Origin of the sequence: Xanthomonas massiliensis, from assembly GCF_900018785.1 — a bacterium.
Lineage (GTDB): Bacteria > Pseudomonadota > Gammaproteobacteria > Xanthomonadales > Xanthomonadaceae > Xanthomonas_B > Xanthomonas_B massiliensis.
In genome coordinates this window covers 346,679-365,031 of record NZ_FCOY01000006.1, presented here as the reverse complement: position 1 = coordinate 365,031, position 18,353 = coordinate 346,679, and the positions used below count along the sequence as shown (strand labels likewise).

General features: G+C 71.2%; 14 protein-coding genes. 5 read left to right on the top strand and 9 right to left on the bottom strand.

Annotated features, from left to right (window positions below; genetic code table 11):
• Positions 1-170: 170 nt before the first annotated feature.
• Together hemL and BN3794_RS04780 are read left to right on the top strand one after the other, a co-directional pair.
• Positions 171-1,493 (top strand): glutamate-1-semialdehyde 2,1-aminomutase, encoded by a 1,323-nt coding sequence (hemL, locus tag BN3794_RS04785; RefSeq protein ID WP_066094129.1) that lies wholly within the window; start codon positions 171-173, stop codon positions 1,491-1,493.
• A gap of 176 nt (positions 1,494-1,669) precedes the next feature.
• Positions 1,670-4,408 carry a winged helix-turn-helix domain-containing protein gene (locus tag BN3794_RS04780; RefSeq protein ID WP_066094126.1) on the top strand — a complete coding sequence of 913 codons (2,739 nt, stop codon included), beginning with the start codon at positions 1,670-1,672 and terminating at the stop codon, positions 4,406-4,408.
• 67 nt (positions 4,409-4,475) lie between these two features.
• Here the strand turns inward: BN3794_RS04780 and azu are convergent, their stop codons facing one another.
• The 5 genes from azu to BN3794_RS04755 form a co-directional block, all read right to left on the bottom strand.
• Positions 4,476-4,925, bottom strand: a complete 450-nt coding sequence (gene azu, locus BN3794_RS04775; protein WP_066094123.1) for an azurin — start codon at positions 4,923-4,925, stop codon at positions 4,476-4,478.
• Positions 4,926-5,068: 143 nt separating this feature from the next.
• On the bottom strand, positions 5,069-5,572 hold the full coding sequence (locus BN3794_RS04770) for a RidA family protein (protein ID WP_066094120.1): 504 nt from the start codon (positions 5,570-5,572) through the stop codon (positions 5,069-5,071).
• A gap of 38 nt (positions 5,573-5,610) precedes the next feature.
• The gene (locus BN3794_RS04765) at positions 5,611-6,045 is read right to left on the bottom strand and encodes a c-type cytochrome (RefSeq protein ID WP_066094117.1); all 435 of its coding nucleotides are present in this window, start codon (positions 6,043-6,045) and stop codon (positions 5,611-5,613) included.
• Positions 6,042-7,613, bottom strand: a complete 1,572-nt coding sequence (locus tag BN3794_RS04760) for a flavin monoamine oxidase family protein (RefSeq protein WP_147675655.1) — start codon at positions 7,611-7,613, stop codon at positions 6,042-6,044. Before BN3794_RS04760 ends, BN3794_RS04765 begins: the two co-directional genes overlap by 4 nt.
• 580 nt (positions 7,614-8,193) lie before the next feature.
• Entirely contained in the window at positions 8,194-10,872 is a 2,679-nt protein-coding gene (locus tag BN3794_RS04755; RefSeq protein WP_066094110.1) for a TonB-dependent receptor plug domain-containing protein, read from the bottom strand.
• 258 nt (positions 10,873-11,130) lie between these two features.
• On the opposite strand from BN3794_RS04755, the gene BN3794_RS04750 reads away from it, so the two are divergent.
• A complete protein-coding gene (locus tag BN3794_RS04750) occupies positions 11,131-11,757 on the top strand; it encodes an HAD family hydrolase (RefSeq protein WP_066097004.1) in 627 nt (208 codons plus the stop codon).
• 72 nt (positions 11,758-11,829) lie between these two features.
• Here the strand turns inward: BN3794_RS04750 and BN3794_RS04745 are convergent, their stop codons facing one another.
• The 3 genes from BN3794_RS04745 to BN3794_RS04735 all read right to left on the bottom strand — a co-directional run bounded on the left by BN3794_RS04745 (position 11,830) and on the right by BN3794_RS04735 (position 14,859).
• Positions 11,830-13,074: an acetylornithine transaminase gene (locus tag BN3794_RS04745; RefSeq protein ID WP_066094106.1), complete on the bottom strand. Its 1,245-nt coding sequence runs from the start codon at positions 13,072-13,074 to the stop codon at positions 11,830-11,832.
• Positions 13,075-13,354: 280 nt separating this feature from the next.
• Positions 13,355-14,173 carry an SDR family oxidoreductase gene (locus BN3794_RS04740; protein ID WP_066094103.1) on the bottom strand — a complete coding sequence of 273 codons (819 nt, stop codon included), beginning with the start codon at positions 14,171-14,173 and terminating at the stop codon, positions 13,355-13,357.
• Positions 14,174-14,196: 23 nt separating this feature from the next.
• Positions 14,197-14,859, bottom strand: a complete 663-nt coding sequence (locus BN3794_RS04735) for a protein kinase family protein (RefSeq protein ID WP_066094101.1) — start codon at positions 14,857-14,859, stop codon at positions 14,197-14,199.
• 47 nt (positions 14,860-14,906) lie between these two features.
• Here BN3794_RS04735 and BN3794_RS04730 point away from each other — a divergent pair, with 47 nt between their 5' ends.
• Positions 14,907-15,617 (top strand): HAD family hydrolase, encoded by a 711-nt coding sequence (locus tag BN3794_RS04730; protein ID WP_236493186.1) that lies wholly within the window; start codon positions 14,907-14,909, stop codon positions 15,615-15,617.
• 47 nt (positions 15,618-15,664) lie between these two features.
• Positions 15,665-17,689: a bifunctional DedA family/phosphatase PAP2 family protein gene (locus tag BN3794_RS04725; protein WP_066094096.1), complete on the top strand. Its 2,025-nt coding sequence runs from the start codon at positions 15,665-15,667 to the stop codon at positions 17,687-17,689.
• A 22-nt stretch (positions 17,690-17,711) separates the two neighbouring features.
• On the opposite strand, the gene BN3794_RS04720 is transcribed toward BN3794_RS04725, so the two are convergent.
• Positions 17,712-18,296, bottom strand: coding sequence for an LON peptidase substrate-binding domain-containing protein (locus BN3794_RS04720; RefSeq protein ID WP_078059694.1), 585 nt, complete (start codon positions 18,294-18,296; stop codon positions 17,712-17,714).
• Between the last annotated feature and the right edge of the window lie 57 nt (positions 18,297-18,353).

Genomic DNA, 18,353 nt, shown 5'->3' with positions numbered 1-18,353 from the left:
ACATGCACTGCGGCTCCCGATCCTAGGGAGGCGCCGCCGCGCTGGCACCCACCCGGGCGGGTGGGTGCGACAGGCACGGGTAGGCGCCGGTTGTCCCCATGGGAGGCGGCGCGGGACAATCGGTGTCCGGCCTCCGCGGCCCTCGCCTGCCATCCACAAGGGATTCCCCGATGAACCACACCCGCTCCCACGCCCTGTTCGCCCGCGCCCGCGCGCTGCTGCCCGGCGGGGTCAACTCGCCGGTGCGTGCATTCGGCTCGGTCGGCGGCGAACCGTTCTTCGTGGCCCGGGCCGACGGCCCGTACCTGTTCGACGTGGACGGCAACCGCTACATCGACTACGTCGGTTCGTGGGGGCCGATGATCGCCGGGCACAACCACCCGGCGGTGCGCGAGGCGGTGGAGAAGGCGGTGCGCGACGGCCTGTCCTATGGCGCCCCATGCCCGGCCGAGGTGACCATGGCCGAGACCATCACCCGCCTGGTGCCGTCGTGCGAGATGGTGCGCATGGTCAATTCCGGCACCGAGGCGACGATGTCGGCCATCCGCCTGGCGCGCGGCGCCACCGGCCGGCCGTGCATCGTCAAGTTCGAGGGCTGCTACCACGGCCACGGCGACTCGTTCCTGGTCAAGGCCGGCAGCGGCATGCTGACCTTCGGCACGCCGACCTCGCCGGGCGTGCCCGCCGGGCTGAGCGAGCTGACCGCCACCCTGCCCTACAACGATGCCGAGGCCGCCTCCGCGCTGTTCGAGCAGATCGGCGACAGGATCGCCTGCGTGATCGTCGAACCGGTGGTCGGCAACGCCAATTGCATCCCGCCGCGCCCGGGCTTCCTGCAGCACCTGCGCGCGTTGTGCACGCGCCACGGCGCGCTGCTGGTGCTGGACGAGGTGATGACCGGCTTCCGTGTCGCCCTGGGCGGAGCCCAGGCCTACTACGGCATCACCCCGGATCTGACCACCTTCGGCAAGGTGATCGGCGGCGGCATGCCCGTCGGTGCCTACGGCGGCCGCCGCGCGCTGATGGAGCAGATCGCCCCGGCCGGGCCGATCTACCAGGCCGGCACGCTCAGCGGCAATCCGGTGGCCATGGCCGCCGGCCTGGCGATGCTCGAACTGGTGCAGGCGCCGGGCTTCCACGAGCGCCTGGCGGCCACCGCCGCCGCGCTGTGCCAGGGGCTGGAGGATGCCGCCCGCGCCGCCGGCGTGCCCTTCAGCACCAACCAGGTCGGCGGCATGTTCGGCCTGTTCTTCACCACCGCCAAGGTGGAGACCTATGCCCAGGCCACCGCCTGCGACACCGCCGCCTTCGCGCGCTTCTTCAACGCCATGCTCGAGCGCGGCGTGTTCTTCGCCCCGTCGGCCTACGAGGCCGGGTTCGTGTCCAGCGCGCACGACGACGCGGTCATCGAGACGACACTGGCGGCCGCGCGCGAGGCATTCCAGGTGATGGGCGGTCACGGAACGGAGACCCGGGCGGCCAACGAAGCTTAACGGCGTCTTTACACGGGGCGGCACTTGTCATAGGTTTACAACAAGCGTCCAGGGATGGGCGAGGGTGGGGACCCTGGTCACACAGGTTCCGGACCTGCCGCGGCAGGGGGGACCTGGAAGCCGTTTTCGTCCTGGCAGCGTCATGCCGGGCCGCAACCTTGATCGTGACAGCCCCCATGTTCAAGAACGTTGCCCTGCTTTCCCCCCGCACCGCCCTGGCGGCGACACCGCTTGCCGTCGACTGGCTGCTGGCGACCAAGCTCGACCCGCCGCCGCAGCGGATCACCGCGGTGTCGCGCACGACCCTGCTCGGTCGCCTGGACGAAGGCCTGGCCCTGCCGCTGACCCTGCTGCTGGCGCCTCCCGGCTACGGCAAGACCACCACCCTGGCGCAATGGTTCGCACGGCTGCGCCAGCGCGAGGACCTGCTGACCGTGTGGCTGTCGCTGGACGAGGACGATGCCGAGCCGGCCACGCTCGCCGCCTACCTGACCGCCGGCCTGGTCAGCGCCGGCCTGGAGCCCACCCCGGCCCTGCTCGCGCTGCTGCGCCCGGCCGCCGACATCGGCGCGGCCGAACTGGCCGGCACCCTGATCAACGCCATGCGCGGCGCGGGCCGGCGCATCGCCCTGGTACTCGACGACTACGACCGTGCCCAGTGCCCGGCCACCGACGAGCTGCTCAGCCGCCTGATCGTCCATGCCGGCAACCACCTGCACCTGCTGCTGGCCACCCGGCGCGCGCCGGCCCTGCCGCTGGCACGGCTGTCGGTGCATGGCAACCTGCTGCGGCTCGGGCCCGCCGACCTGGCCATGGACGAGGCCGAAGCGGGCCAGTTGCTGGGGCCGCGCACCTCCCCCGAGGTCGTGCGCCAGGTGCGCCAGCGCACCGAGGGCTGGGCGGTGGCACTGCACCTGGCTTCGCTGTGGGCCGCCGACGACGATCGCCGCCAGGACGAGATCGCGCGGTTCTCCGGACGTTCGGCCGGCATCGCCGCCTACCTGACCGAACAGGTCGTCGACGGCCTGGACCAGGAACTGCGCCGCTTCCTGCTCCACACCTGCCTGCTCGCGCGCTTCGATACCGCGCTGGCCAATGCCATGCGCGGACGCGGCGACAGCGGCGAGCTGATGACCCGCCTCGGGCATTTCATGGGCCTGCTGATCCCGCTCGATGGCGAGCACGAGTGGTTCCGCTACCACCCGCTGTTCGCCGAGTACCTGCAGCAGCGCCTGGAGCACAAGGAGCCGGCGATCATCCCGCAGCTGCACCGGCGTGCCGCCCACTGGCTGGACGTGCACGGCGACGTCGGCGAGGCGGTCCGCCACGCCTGCCTGGCCGGCGACATCGCGCTGGCCGCGGACATCGTCGCGCGCGCCGGTGGCTGGCAGCTGCTGCTGGACCACGTGCCCTCGCAGGTGCGCGGGCTCATGCGCCATTTCCCGCCGGCCGCGGTGCGCGACACCCCGGTGCTCAACCTCACCCAGGCCTATCTGCACATGAAGCTGGGCGAGTTCGCGCCCGCCCGCACCCTGCTGGAGCGCTTCCGCCATTTCGATGCGAACGAGCGCGCCGCCTGCGAGCGCGACTACACCATCGTCGCCGCGTTGCTGCGCGACCTGCTCGACGAGATCTGCGCCAAGCCGCACGGCACGAGCCAGGTCGTGGCCCAGGCCGAAGCCCTGGACGCCGGCGATGCCATCGGCCGCGGCACGCTGCTGTGCATCGCCGCCTCCAGCGCGCTGGGACGCGGCCAGTTCGCCCAGGCCACGGAGCTGGCCGGGCACGGCCAGGCCTGGATGCAGCAGGCCGGCAACGCGATCGGCGTGGGCTGGGCACTGACCCAGCTGGGCCAGGCCTGCTTCTACCGCGGCGAGCTGGACCATGCCGAGACCCTCTACCGCCAGGCCCTGGCCGTGGCCGACCACCGCCAGGGCGCGGGCGCGGTGCTGGCCGCCTGCGGCCGCTGCCTGCTGGCCCGCCTGCAGTGCGAGCGCGGGCGCTACGACGAGGCCGCCGACCTGCTCGAGCCCGCGCTCGCGTTCCTGCAGCGCCACGACGGCTGGCTGGACGTCTTCGTGGCCGGCTACGAGACCGCCCTGGCCCTGGCCCGGCAGCGCGACCGCAGCGGACGCACCGCCCTGGCGCTGCTCGACGAGGTGGACGCCTTCGCCCATCGCCGCCACCTCACCCGCCTGGCCGACCTGGCCGGTGCCTGGCGCGTCCATGTCGCCCTGGAACTGCCCGAGCACCCGGCCGTGGATACGCTGGTGGCCCGCTGCGGCGGCGAGGAGGCCTGGCAATACGCCCTGGACCATGCCCATGGCTGGCGCACGGCCGCGGCCCTGGGGTTCGCCCTGGCCGACTGGCATGCCCGCGCCGGCCGCAGCCAGCAGGCCCTGCAGCTGCTGTACGCGATCGAGCAGCAGGCGCTGGCACGCGATGACCGCCACCACCTGGTACGTGCCCGGGCGCGGCTGGCCCTGGTGCTGCAGCAGCGCGGCGAGGCCGACACCTCGATGGCGCCGCTGCGCCAGGTGCTGGACCAGATCGCCACGACCCTGGGCTGGCACGCGGTCGCCGAACTGGGCCTGCCGGCCAAGGCGATGTTGCGCGTGGCGCGCCAGAACGACCCGGAGATCGGCGCAGGCACCACCCGTGCCTATACCGTGCAGGCCCTGCTCGACCGGCTGCAGGACGACGAGGCGGCCGCCAGCGAACTGTTCAGCACGCGCGAGATGGAGGTCCTGGTGGAACTGGCGCGCGGCTGCGCCAACAAGCAGATCGCACGCCGGCTGGGCCTGTCGGAGAACACCGTCAAGTTCCACCTGAAGAACATCTACCGCAAGCTCGAGGCGGACAGCCGCGAGGCGGCGCTGGCCGCGGCGGCGCGCCAGGGCCTGGTCCGGCCCTGAACGACGCCCGGAAACGACGAGGCCCCGCCGACGCGCCGGCGGGGCCCCGGTGACGCGCTCGCCCGGCTCAGCCGAAGACGAACTTGCCGTGCATCATCGCCGCATGGCCGGGGAAGGAGCAGAAGAACGTGTAGTCGCCGCCCTTGGCCAGCTTGGCGGTGGAGAACTTGACGGTGGTGGACTCGCCGCCGCCGATCACCTTGGTATGGGCGATTACCCGCGCATCGGCCTTGGGCAGGTAGCTGTCGGCCAGGCTGGCGCGCATGCCGGCGGAGGACACGGCCTGGTAGTCGGCGGTCTTGGTCAGCACCCAGTTGTGGCCCATCACGTTGGCCGCCATCTTGCCGGAATGCTTGAGGGTCAGGCTGACCTCGGTGCAGTCGCCGGCGACCTTGATCTCGGACTTGTCGAATTTCATCTGGTCGTTGCCGTCGATGGTTACCGCACAGGTCTTGGCCCAGGCGGCGGGCGCGAACAGCAGGAAACACAGAACCAGCAGGACAGAAGACAGCTTCACGACGACACGCTCCAGAACGTAGGGAAGAAAGGACAGGAGGCGGATTCAGCGCATTCCCGGCAGCGGCCAAGATGCACCAGGACGGCGTTTTCCGATAGCGGCGCGAGGCCGGGAACCGGCCGGATCCGCCGTCCGCGCCACGATCACGGACGCACGGCGACCACCTCGATCTCCACGCGGAAGGCCGGGTTGCCCAGCGCGGCGATCTGGAAGGCCGAGCGCGCCGGCAGGTTGGGCTGGTTGGCCGCCTTGCCGAAGAACTGGGTGTAGCCCTCCATGAAGCCGGCGAAATCCATCTTGCCTTCGGTCTCCGGCCCGCCCACGAGGAAGGCCTGCATCTTGACCACGTCCTTCATGCCCAGGCCCAGCGACTCGAGCTGCTTCTGGATCTGGGTGAGCACGCTGATGGTCTGGGTCTTGGTATCGCCGTAGGCCTCCAGCGAGCCCTTGGGCGCCTCCGGGTTGGCCACGCCCGGCACCTTGCCGCTGAGGTAGATCGTGGTCTTGCCGGCCGGCACCTCCACCGCCGTGGCGATGGGGAAGTCGCTGCCGGGAACGCCGTGGCGGACCACGTCGGCCGCGCAGGCCAGGCCGGGCAGCAGGATGGCGGCCAGCAGCGCGCCCCGCACGAGGGAGGAAGGAATCATCGCGTCGTTCTCCAGGAATCGAGGGACATTGGAAGCCATCAGTGGCGCAGCGCCTTGACGTCGGCCTCGCCGATGCGGTCGGGATAGGCGTTGCCGAAATGGGTACGCACGTAGTTCACCACCTCGGCCACCTGCTGGTCGTTGAGCATATCGGCGAAGCCGGGCATGGCGCCATGGCCGTCGAGCACCATCATCGCCACGTACGGGCCGGCGCCGAGCTTGGGGTTGTCGGCCAGGGCGGGATATTCGCCGGCGCCGACGGCCCCCTGCCCCGCGGGCATGTGGCAGCCCTGGCAGATGCTGGCGTACACCACGTCGCCATGCACCTGCGAGAACACGGTCGGCGGGAACAGCGGGGTGGCGTCGGAAGTCTGGGCATGGGCCCCGACCAGCATCGGCGGCGCCACCAGCACCGCCACGGCGGCCAGGGTCGCGCCGACCAGGGCGGCACGCAGACGGGAACGGACGTTCATGCGCGACCTCCGGCCAGGACCTTGCGATGGAGACGACGGATCACGTCGTGCGCCGAGAGGATGGCGCCCTCCTGCCAGGCCGGGATGTAGGAGATGTGCTCGCCGGCCAGGGCGATGCGGCCGTCGATCTGGCACAGCGTGCCGTAGTACTGCTCGCGCAGCTTCTCGGTCCACTGGCCGAAGCAGCCATGGGTGAACGGCACCCGGTGCCAGGCCACCGAGACGCCATTGTCGAACTCGGCGGGATATTGCGGGTGCAGCTGGCTGCCGTATTCGACCGCCTTGCGCACGCGCTCCTCCGGCGTCATCGAGGTGAACTGGTAGGCGCCCAGGCCCCAGACATAGCCGCCCAGCAGCACGCCCTTGCCCGAGCTGTGGTAGCCGGTGCTGGGGTAGCTGATCTGGGTGATCGGCAGGTCGGTGTAGCTGATGCCGCCGTAGATGGCTTCGTCCTCCTCCCAGAAGCGGCGCTTGAACTGCAGGCCGAACTTCACCGAGGCGGCATACGGCAGCTTGCCGATGGCCTCGACCATGGGATCGCTGACCTGCACCGGGATGCGGCTGAGCACCGACAGCGGGATCGTGCAGATGCACCAGTCGGCCTTGGCCACGTGCTCGCTGCCGTCCTGCTCATAGACCACGCTGACGCCGCGGCCGTCCTGGTCGATGCGGGTGACCTTGGCGCCGTATTCGATCGCCCCTTCCAGCTGCCGGCCGAAGGCCTTGCCGATCTGGTCCATGCCGCCCACCGGCTGGAACATGGTGGTCTGCATCTCGTAGTTGTTGCCGGCCGCCAGCGAGCCCCACAGGCGCGACTGCAGCACCTCCGCCAGGCCCAGCGGCTCGGAGAACTCCGGCTTGCCCGACAGGCCGCCGCCCGGGTACTTGGCGAACCCGCGGCGGGTACTGCTGGCCTCGCCCTTCACGTAGCCGAAGTTGCGGTCCAGCGCACCCCAGCTGCGCAGCGATTCGAGCAGGATCTCCTGGTCCTCCTTGCCGACCGCCTGGTCCAGGGCATGCTGCTGGGTGCACTTGGCCAGCAGCTCGGCGACGTGGCCCTTGTAGTCGGCATCGATGTCGCGGAAACGCTGCGGCTTGCCGCCGAAGGCCTTCGTGCTGTGCAGCAGCGCGTTGTAGTTGACCTGCACGAACGATTCCAGCGGCACGCCGAATTCGCGGCAGTAGGCCAGCACGCCCCGATGGTGGTGGGGGATGCGCCACGGGCCCGGATTGATGTACAGGTCCTTGTCGAACTGGCAATGCTGGGTGTAGCCGCCCAGCTCGGTGTAGGTGTCCCCGCCGTGGATGCTCCAGTTGCGGCCGCCGGGACGGCGGTTGAACTCCAGCACCTTCACCTTGTAGCCGGCCTTGCGCAGCTCGTAGGCCGAGGCCATGCCGGCCAGGCCGGCGCCGAGGATGAGCACGGTGGCGCCCTTCGGATCCCCCTCCAGCCGGACCGGCCCGGTGTAGCTGGACTCGGCGGCCATGCCCAGGCTGCTCATCGCCTGGTACATCATCGCGCCCCCGGCGGCCAGCCCGATGCGGGTCAGCAGCTGGCGGCGGGTCATCGTCCCACTGTTTCTGGCTTGCATAACACTCCTCGCGGACAACCGTCGGCCGATGCGCGATCCGCCGATCCGCAGGCGACATTAGCGCCTGCCGGTTCACCCCGGACCGGCGTGACGGGTAGGTCGCCGCCGCACGGGTAGGCGGTTCGGCGGACCCACCCGTGGCGGCAAAAAAAAGACCGCCCGGCCGTCCCCGGCCAGGCGGAAGAAAGCGGACAGAGAGCGCATCCGCCGGCCGGCGGCACATCCGCGCGCCGGCCACAGGACAACAGGACTTTGATATGACAGTGGACTGCTCTGGCCCGACTACGGGAAGCCGCGCCCGGGGAAGCCGCCGGCAGCCTGGTCAAGCCGGCGTCATCGCCCGCCAGTGAGATCGGCCGGAAGGCGGGGACAGGAACATACGCCGGGCGCCCCTGGCGCACGTAGGAGGCGACGCCGTCCTACGCCCCACTCGCCCTCCCCCTTTCCAGCGAACGCCGCCAACCAGGTTCGCAGGCCGGCCCCTTGTACCGGCCTCGCTTCGGACGGGCCTCGGCCGTCGTCGAGGGCCCGTCGTCGATCGCCGCCGGTCAGGCCATTACCAGCGGACCCGGACCTTGGCGTACCAGTGCGCGCCGAAGTAGCCGACCGGGCTGCCGGACAGGTAGGCGCTGTTGGCATTCTGGTAGTTGGCCACGTCGTAGTTCCAGACGCTGGCAGGGATCTTGTCCGGGTACTTGTTGAAGATGTTGTCGGCGCCGATGCTGACCGTGACCATCTCGGTCGGCTTGAACGCGATGTCGAGGTTGGTCAGCGCCATCACGCCGATCTCCTCCTTCACGTACTCGGTGCCGCCGATCGTCTTCACCGGCGGGGTCAGCCCGGCGGCCAGGTATTCGGCGGCCAGCGTGCCCTGGTAGCCGGTCAGGTCCTGCTTGCCGTAGACCTGCTCGGCCACGGTGATGGCGAACTTGCCGACGTTGATGGTCGCGCCCAGGTTGAGGCGGTACTTCGGATAGTTGTGCTCGATGTCGTAGATGTTGAGGTCGGTGAACAGCGGAATGCTCTCGAAGCCCGGCGCACGGCCGGCACGGGTGACTTCGGTCTTGCTGTAGTTGGCCGCCAGGTTCCAGTCGATCGTGCCCCAGTCGAACTCGGTGAGGTAGTTGGTCACCAGGTCGATGCCGGTGGTCTTGGTGTCCAGCACGTTGCTGAAGAAGCTCAGGTCGATGTTGGCGCGCGCGGTCTGGTCGATGGTGCCGCCCGCCGCGGTCGGGTTGTCCCACTGCGAGATGAAGCCGCCGGCCACCAGCGCCTCGCCCAGGATCTGGTTGTAGGTGGCGTCGGGGATGCCGTCGCCGTCGGTGTCGGCCGGATCGGGCAGCAGCTCGTTCCACGAACCGGTGGTGCGCCCGGTCACGGTGTTGGCGCTCTGCGCGGTGGAATACGCGAAGGACCCCATGTAGGTGCGGTCCTTGATCCTGATCTGGTACGCGTCCAGGGTCGCGCTCAGGTTCTTGATCGGGTTGAACACGAAGCCCAGCGAGAAGTTGGTGCTGGTCTCCGGCTTCAGGCCGCTGCCGACGGTGGCCGCCGCGAGCGTGGCGTTGGCACCGGTCGGGGACACCTGGATGGCCGAGTAGTAGTTCTCGCCCATGGTCGGGGCGCGGAAGCCGGTGCTGGCCGTGGCCCGGATGGCGAAGGCGTCGGTGAAGTCGAAGCGGGTGGTCAACTTGCCGATGGTCTTGCTGCCGAAATCGCTGTAGTCCTCGTAGCGCACCGCGCCGTCGACCAGCCAGTGCTCGGTCGGGTTGAGCACCACGTCGGCGAACACGGCGTAGCTGTGGCGCGAATAGTCGTTGGCGACCGAGGGGCTGTAGCCGGGGAAGGACGAGGCGCCGGCGCCGTAGTACGAGGTCGGGTCGCCGGCGGAGATGCCGTAGGTGTCGCGGCGGTATTCCGCGCCGGCGTTGAAGGTCAGCGGCGAGGACAGGCCCACGTCGAAGTTCTTGGTCACGCTGAAGTTGGTGTCCCACTGGCTGGCGGTGAACGCGCCGTCGTAGAAGTCCACCGGCGAGGTGCCGTAGTCGTTCCACAGGCTGAAGTTCATCGAGTGCCGCGTGTACACGTCCATCTTGTTGCGGCCGTATTCGGTGGAGGCATCCCACATCCAGCCGTCGCCGAACTCGCCCTTGAAGCCGGCGGTGAGGTCGAAGTCCTCCTCCTCCGAGGCCTCCGTGGGGTTGAAGCCATACGGGTACATGTGGGTGACCGCGCCGGTCGACGGGTCGGTATAGCCGCCGTCCTGCGATGGGCGACGGTAGTTCTCCTGCGACTCGGCGCTCTTCTTGCCGTAGCTGCCGAAGGCGTAGAACTCCACGCCGTTGTCGAAGTAGTAGCCGGCGTTGAACATGCCGATCTTGCGCTTCACGATCGGCGGGTTGTTCCACGCGTTCAGGTTGGGGAAGCGGCCGTTGAGGGTGGCGCCCTGGTCGTTGGCGATGTAGCCCAGCAGCGCGCTGCGGCCGTGCGCGTTGGCGTAGGCCTCGCAGGCAGCGACATCGGCCAGGCAGTTGGCGTAGCTGGTAGGCGAAAGGCGATAGACCGTCTGCCGGTTCTCCACCTCGGCGCTGACGTTGAAGTAGCCCTTCTCGTTGCCGAAGCCGAAGTTGCCGCTGAACTGCGGGTCGCGGCCGCCACCGTCCTTGTAGCCGGAATAGCTGGCCTCGACCTCGCCCCCCTTGTAGTCCTTCTTGAGGATGATGTTGACCACGCCGGCGATCGCGTCGGAGCCGTACAGCGCCGCGGCGCCGTCGGTCAGCACCTCGATGTGGTCGATCGCCCCTTCGGGGATGAACGACAGGTCGGTGGTCTGCGCGCCGTTGCTGACGTTGGCGTTGGAGGTGACGTGGCGGCGCTTGCCGTTGACCAGGATCAGGGTGTGGTTGGGCGACAGGTTGCGCAGCGACGCGGTCAGGGTCTGGCTGGCCATGTCGCCGCCGGTCTGGTTGGCGTTGAACGAGGGCGCCTGGGTGGCCAGGGCGTTCATCAGGTCCGTCGCCGAGGACTGGCTCAGCTTCTCGGCGCTGATCAGCTGGATGGGTGCCGGGCTGTCGGTCACCGCCATGTTGGCCCGTCGCGTGCCGGTGGAGATCACCGACACGGTATCCAGGGTCTTGGCCGTGTCGTCGCTGGAGGCGCTTTGCGCCAGTGCCTGCCCGCCGAGGCCGGCACCGCCCACCAGGATCGCCAGCGATGCCGCCGGCAGCGATGTCATTCCCCGCAATGCGATGGCCAACGAACTTGCCAGACGACCCTGCCTGATGTCGATGCGCTTTTGCATGGTGTTCCCTTTGTCGAAGGTGGTGAGGAACCGCGAGAGATGGAGCGCTGTCCTCCGGCCGGGGCCGGACGTTCCCGGGGAATTACGTTAACCATCCGTTAGGCGCCCCCGGCGCGGCCGGGCGGGTAGGTCCCCCCGGGACGGGTAGGTCGGGTGTTAACGTGTTCCCGCCCGTCCCCGCGGAGCGACGCCATCCCTCCGATCCCGCACATCGCCCTGGTGCTGTTCGATTTCGACGGCGTGCTGGCGCGCTACGAGCGCGGCCGGCGGGTGGCCCGGCTGGCCGCGGCACTGGAGCGCGAGCCGGCGGCGGTGTGCCGGGCCCTGTTCGATTCGGGCCTGGAGGACCGCTACGACGCCGGGCAGGTGGCCACCGCGGACTACCTGGCCGAGCTCGGCACGCGGCTCGGGCACGCTCCCCTCGATGCGGCGCTGTGGCTGGCGGCCCGGCGCGAGGCCACGGCCACCGATCCCGCCGCGCTGGCGCTGGCCGCGCGGGTGGCCGCCACCGGCCGCCAGGTGGCGGTGCTGACCAACAATGGCCCGTTGCTGGCCCCGCTGGCAGGCGAACTGCTGGCCCCGGCGCTGCCGGGAATGGAGGAACGGGTGCTGTGCAGCGGCGCGCTGGGCCTGCGCAAGCCCGATCCGCGTGCCTACCTGGAGGCGCTGCGCCGGCTGGGCGCGGCCCCGCACCGGACCCTGTTCGTCGACGATGTGTTCGCCAACGTCCGCGGCGCCCGTCAGGCCGGCCTGCACGCCGACAGCGTGCGCGATGCGCGCGCGCTGGGCCGGCTGCTGCGGCGCTACCGGGTGCTGTGAGCGCGCACGCCAAACGACGCGGCCCGGGAGATCCCGGGCCGCGTCAGGTGCATGCGCCGCCGGTGCCCGGCCTCAGCCGGCCAGGTAGGCGTCGACCGAACGGGACAGCCGCTGCAGGCCTTCGGCCACGTCCGCATCGCCGATGTTCAGTGCCGGCACGAAGCGCAGCACGTCCGGGCCGGCCTGCAGGAGCAGCAGGCCCTGCGCGGCGGCGATGTCGAGGATGGCGCCAGCCTTGCCGGCGTGCGCCGAGGACAGCACCGCGCCCAGCATCAGCCCGCGCCCGCGCACCTGGGAGAACACGCCGGTGCGGGCGCCGATGGTCTCCAGCCCCTCGCGCAGGGCCTGCGACTGGCACGTCACGTTGTCCTCCAGCCCGGGCGCCTGCAGCAGGCGCAGTACCGTGCGTGCCACCGCCGCCGCCAGCGGATTGCCGCCGAAGGTCGTGCCGTGGGCGCCGTACTGCATCACTTCGGACACCTTCGGCCCGGCCAGCATCGCCCCGATCGGGAAGCCGCCGCCCAGCGCCTTGGCCAGGGTGACGATGTCCGGCACCACCTCGTCCTGCCAGAAGGCGAACAGGGTGCCGGTGCGGCCCATGCCGCACTGGATCTCGTCGAGCACCAGCAGCGCATCGAAGCGGTCGCACAGCGCGCGCACCTGCTGGAGGAAGCCCGGCGCGGCCGGCACCACCCCGCCCTCGCCCTGCACCGGCTCGAGCATCACCGCAGCCACGTCGCCGCCGGCCATCGCCTGCTCCAGCGCCGCGGCATCGTTGTAGTCCACGTAGCGGAAGCCACCGGGCATCGGCTCGTAGCCGGCCTGGTACTTGGGCTGGGCGGTGGCGCTCAACGCCGCGGCGGTGCGGCCGTGGAAGCTGCCCCTGAAGGTGACGATCACGCGCTTTTCCGGCGCACGGCCCTGCGCGCTGGCCCACTTGCGCACCAGCTTGATCGCCGCCTCGTTGGCCTCGGTGCCGGAATTGCACAGGAACACGCGGCGGGCGAAGCGCGAGGCCTCCACCAGTTCCTCGGCCAGGCGGATCGGCGGCTCGCTGTAAAACACGTTGCTGGTGTGCCAGAGCTTGCCGGCCTGCTCGGTCAGCGCCGCGACCAGCGCCGGATGGCAGTGGCCCAGCCCGCACACGGCGATACCCGCGGCGAAGTCCACGTACTCGCGGCCGGTGCTGTCCCACACGCGCGAACCCAGGCCTCGCTCGAGGATCATCTCGCGCGGGTGGTAGACGGGCAGGTAGTACTGCTGGCCGGTGGCGACCAGGGCATCGGCGGCGCCGGTGGACGGCGTGGGGGCGTTCATGGGGCGGGACATCTCGGGCTCGACACCGGCACCTGCCGGCGACGCACATTATCGGCCGATGCCGGAGCCACCGCCATGGCAGCGGCCGGGCCGGCCACGGGAGCGCGACGGCGGCCGGCCTCCTGCCCGGCTGTCGTCCAAGCCCCGGCCCGTCCCCAGTCCTCCCTCACTGACCGCGCTCACGCCACGGCCGCCGCCACGCCAGCGCAGGCACGCCGGAAGGGGGCAGCCATGCAAGGCGAGTCGAGGCACGCCCGGCCAGGCGTGACCGCGGCCGGACTCAATCGAGGAACAGGTCCGGCAGCAGCGGCGTGGACGGATCCACTGCGTAGCCGGACAGGTCGGTGACGCCGGCCTGCGCCAGCACCTCGTCGTCGATCAGGAAGTGGCCGTGGAAACCGGCGGCCGGCCGGGTCAGCACTGCGTGGGCGGCGTCGGCGACGATGTCCGGGCGGCGGCCGTTGGCGGCGGATACGCCCGGGATCATGTTCATCGCGTCGGTGGCGATCAGGGTGCACGGCCACAGGGCGTTGACCGCCACGCCCTGCGGGCCGAACTCGGCCGCCAGGCCGAGGGTGACCAAGCTCATGCCCGTCTTGGCCAGGGTGTAGGCGGTATGCGGCCCCCACCACTTCGGCTCCAGCGAGGGCGGCGGCGCCAGGGTGAGGATGTGCGGATCCGGCGCCTGCAGCAGGTGGGGCAGGCAGGCCTGCGCGCACAGGAAGGTGCCGCGCGCGTTGACCTGCTGCATCAGGTCGAAGCGCTTCATCGGCGTGTCCAGCGTGCCGCGCAGCCAGATCGCGCTGGCGTTGTTGACCAGGATATCGATGCCGCCGAAGGCATCGACGGTGGCGGCCACGGCCGCCTGCACCTGCGTCTCCTCGCGGATGTCGCACCTGAGCGCCAGGGCGCTGCCGCCGGCCTGTTCGACCGCCGCGGCGGCGCTGTGGATGGTGCCGGGCAGCCTCGGGTTCGGCACCGACGACTTGGCGGCGATGGCCACGTTGGCGCCGTCGCGCGCGGCACGCACGGCGATGGCCAGGCCGATGCCGCGCGAGGCGCCGGTGATGAACAGGGTCTTGCCGGCCAGCGTCGTCATGTCCTCTCCTCCTCCGGTACGGGTCAGGGCCGAGGGCCGCGGCCCTCGTTGTCCCGCCAGTGCAGCACGCGCCGGGTCACGAAGCGGTAGACCGGCTTGCCGGTGGCGAACCACAGCGCGCGCACCCACGACGGGCGCTGCAGCACGCGCCGTTCCACCGGTGTGAGCCGCTGCGGGCAGTAGGTGCGCTTGTGCTTGAGCAGGTGGCGCAGGTCCTCGCGCGCGAGCAGGCGCAGCCACGGCGAGCGCGGGTTGCCGCGCACCGCCAGCTGGAAGTCGATCAGGCCCGGCGCGCCATCGGCCAGGACCAGCCAGTTGGCCTCCTTGGCCAGGTCGTTGTGGGCGATGCCGCGCCGGTGCAGCTGGCCGAGCAGGTGCCGGGCCGCACGGAAATAGGCCGCGTCGCCGTGCGGCGGCCGCTGGTACATCGCCGCCCCGTCCAGGTAGGTGCGGTCCAGGCAGCGGCCATCCCAGCGCAGCAGCCGCGGCGTGGACGGGATCCCGTCCAGCCCGCGCAGCGCCCGCGCCTCGCGCGCGGCCAGCCAGCGCGCCAGCGGCCGCGCCCACCACGGCGCGGCGCCCAGCTCGCGGCGGATGAAACCGCGGCCGTCCTCCTCCAGGTGCAGGATGCGGCCGAAGCTGTCCGACTTCAGCGGCTCTCGGCAGGCAGGGCGATCCGGGTGCATGGCCCATTGTAAGGAGCGCGCATGCGCCGGTGGATTATCCTGTGTGGATGACTCCCGTCGCCCCCGCTGCCGCGCCGATGCCGGCCCTGCCCTTCGCCGCCGTCCTGTTCGATTGCGACGGCGTGCTGGTGGATTCCGAGCCGATCACCCTGGGCGTGATGCGCGACGTGTTCGCCGAACATGGCTGGGAGATGAGCCAGGCCGAATGCACGGCGCGCTTCCTCGGCCGCCAGCTCAGCGACGACGCGGCCGACATCGAGCGCCATACCGGCGTGCCCTTCCCCCGGCTGCAGGCCGCCTTCCGCGCCCGCCGCGACGCCGCCCTGGCCGCGCGCGTGCGCCCGATCGACGGCATCGCCGAGGTGCTGCCGGTGCTGTACCGCGCCTATGGCGGGCGCATCGCCTGCGCCTCCGGCTCGGACCGCGGCAAGCTCGACGTGATGCTGGGCACGGCCGGGCTGGCACGCTGGTTCGAGGGCGGGCGCCTGCTCAGCGGCACCGAGATGCCCCGCGGCAAGCCGGCGCCGGACGTCTACCTCGCCGCCGCGGCCGCGCTGGGCGTGGCCGCCGCCGACTGCGCGGTGGTCGAGGACACCCGCACCGGCGCGACCGCCGGCCTGACCGCCGGCGCCACGGTGTTCGGCTACTGCCCCGGCGGCCCCGGCCACGATTCGGCGCGGCAGCTGCGCGAGGCCGGCGTCCGGCACCTGTTCCACGACATGCGCCAGCTGCCGGCCCTGCTCGGGGTGGCCGGCTGAACGCTCCGCTCAGGTCGCCGCGCGGGACCGGCCTGTAAAATCGGCCGATGGACGCTGCCTGGATCACCGCCACGCTGGACTGGATCTCCCGCCATCCCGTGCTGGCGGGCGTGGTCATCTTCGCCATCGCCTTCAGCGATGCGGTCATCCTGCTCGGCGCGCTGGTGCCGGCGCTGCCGCTGCTGTTCGCGGTGGGCGTGCTGATCGGGCTGGGCGAGATCTCCGGACCCTATGCCGTCGCCGCCGCCGCGCTCGGCGCCTTCGCCGGCGACGGGCTGAGCTACTGGGTCGGCCTGCGCTGGGGCGACCGGCTGCGCGGAATCTGGCCGTTCGCACGCTACCCACAGTTGCTCGGCCGCGGCGAGGTGCTGTTCCGGCGCAACGCCTTCAAGAGCATCCTGATCGCCCGCTACGTCGGCGCGGTGCGCCCGTTCGTCCCGGCCATCGCCGGCATGGCGAAGATGCCGTGGCGGCGCTACGTGGTCGCCAGCGGCCTGGCCTGCCTGTCGTGGGCACTGCTCTTCCTACTGCCCGGCTGGGTGCTGGGCAAGGCCTACGACGCGGTGGCGGCGGTGGCCGGACGCCTGTTCCTGGTGCTGGGCCTGCTCGGCGTGCTGCTGGGCCTGGCCTGGGCGATCGTGCTGTACGCGTACCGTTGGTCGGCCATCCACCTGGATGCCCTGCTGGCGCGGATCCTGGCCTGGTCGGGACGGCACCCGGTGCTGGGACGCTATACCGCCGCGCTGTTCGACCCGCGCCGGCGCGAGGCGGTGCCGCTGGCCACCCTGGCGCTGATGCTGCTGGTGCTGGGCTGGGGCTGGTTCGCGCTGCTGATGGTCGTGCTCGCCAAGGGCGAACCGCTGGCGCTGGACCTGGCCGTGCACCAGGCCATGCTCGGCCTGCGCAACCCGCTGGCCGACTACCCGATGGCCGCGCTGGCCTCGCTGGGCGACTGGCAGATCCTGCTGCCGGCGATCGCCGCGGCCATGGGCTACCTGCTCTGGCGGCGGCGCTGGAACGCGGTGCTGCACTGGCTGGCGGCCCTGGGCTTCGGCCTTGCGCTGACCAAGCTGCTCAGCCTCGGCGTGCACGTGGTCCGCCCGCCGGCGGCCAGCAGCGGCTTCGGCTTCCCGTCGGTGGCGGTCACCATGGCCACCATCACCTTCGGCTTCTTCGCCGTGCTGGTGGCGCGCGAGCTGCCCGGCCGCAACCGGGTCTGGCCGTACCTGGTGGCCGGCCTGGTGGCCACGCTGATCGGCTTCGCCCGCCTCTACCTGGGCGCGCACTGGCTCAGCGACGTGATCGGCGGCATGCTGTTCGGCATCTTCTGGCTGCTGCTGCTGGGCATCGCCTACCGGCGCCGCTTCCACCGCTCGTTCTGGGTCAAGCCGGTGTCGTGGCTGTTCTACGGCACCTTCGTGCTGGCGGCGATGCTGCTGGCCCCGCGCGACCTGCCGCGCAAGCTGGCCAAGTTCGAACCGCCGGCGCCGCCGCCGGTGGCGATGGAGATGGCGCGCTGGTGGCAGGCCGACTGGCGCACCCTGCCCTCGCGCCGCAACGAGTTCGACGACGACCAGCGCTGGCCGCTGGACGTGCAGGTCGCCGGGCCGCTGGCACCGCTGCGCGCGCGCCTGCAGGCCCGGGGCTGGCGGGTGCAGCCGCAGGCCGGCTGGGAACAGGCGCTGGGCCTGCTCGACAGCCACGCCACGCCCGCCACCAGCCCGGTGCTGCCGGCGACCCTGGACACCCAGGTCGAGTCGCTGCTGATGCTGCGCCCCGGCGCACACCACGGCGAGCAGTACGCGCTGCGCCTGTGGCCCGCGCCGGTGCAGTTGCAGCCGGGTGCCCAGCCGCTCTGGCTGGGCACGGCACAGACGCTGCGCTACGACCGCCACCTGCACCTGCTCGGCCTGTGGCTGCCGATGCGCGAGGCCGATCCGGCGCTGGACGCGGTGCAGGCGGCGCTGGCCGGCCTGCCGCAACGGCGCGAATTCAACCCGGTCGGCGGCATCGGCGTGCTGCGCCTGCGCACCGACGCCCCCGGCGCGGACGAGGCCGCGCCGCTTCCCTGACCGCCCTGGTTGGGCCTTCGCTTCAGCCGAGCCAGCCCAGCAGCAAGTCCAGGCGCCGGTGCGGATCGTGCTCCTGCAGCAGGCTCAACCGTTGCGGTTCTTCCAGCGGCAGCAGCTCGGCCAGGCGCCAGCCGACCCAGGCGGCCCGGTCCAGCAGCACCGGCGATGCCGCGGCGAACTCGCCGCCGGCCTGCTCGCGGATGCGGTCGAGCACGGTGGCCAGCAGGCCGTGTTCCGGCCGCAACTCGTCGTCCGCATCCGGTACGCACCAGGCCACTTCGGCCATCACCAGGCCGTTGTCGCGCACCCGCGTGCGGCGCACGCGGAAACGCCGGTGCCCGCGCAGATGCAGCACCAGCACGCCGTCGCCGCCGGTATCGAAATCCTCGATCCGCGCCTCCGTGCCCCAGGCCGCGGGCAGCGCCGGCGATCCGGTCTCGCCCCCCTGCAGGATCAGGCAGACACCGAAGCCGTGTCCGCCGCGCCCGCACTCGCGCACCATGTCCAGGTAGCGCCGCTCGAACACGCGCAACGACAGCCGAGCGCCCGGCAGCAGTACGTGATGGAGCGGGAAGATCGGCAGCGTGACATCGAGCGGATCAGCCATGTGCATCGCGTCATGCTCGCACAACGCGGCCGGCAGGGTCGATTCCGGGCCAGGCGC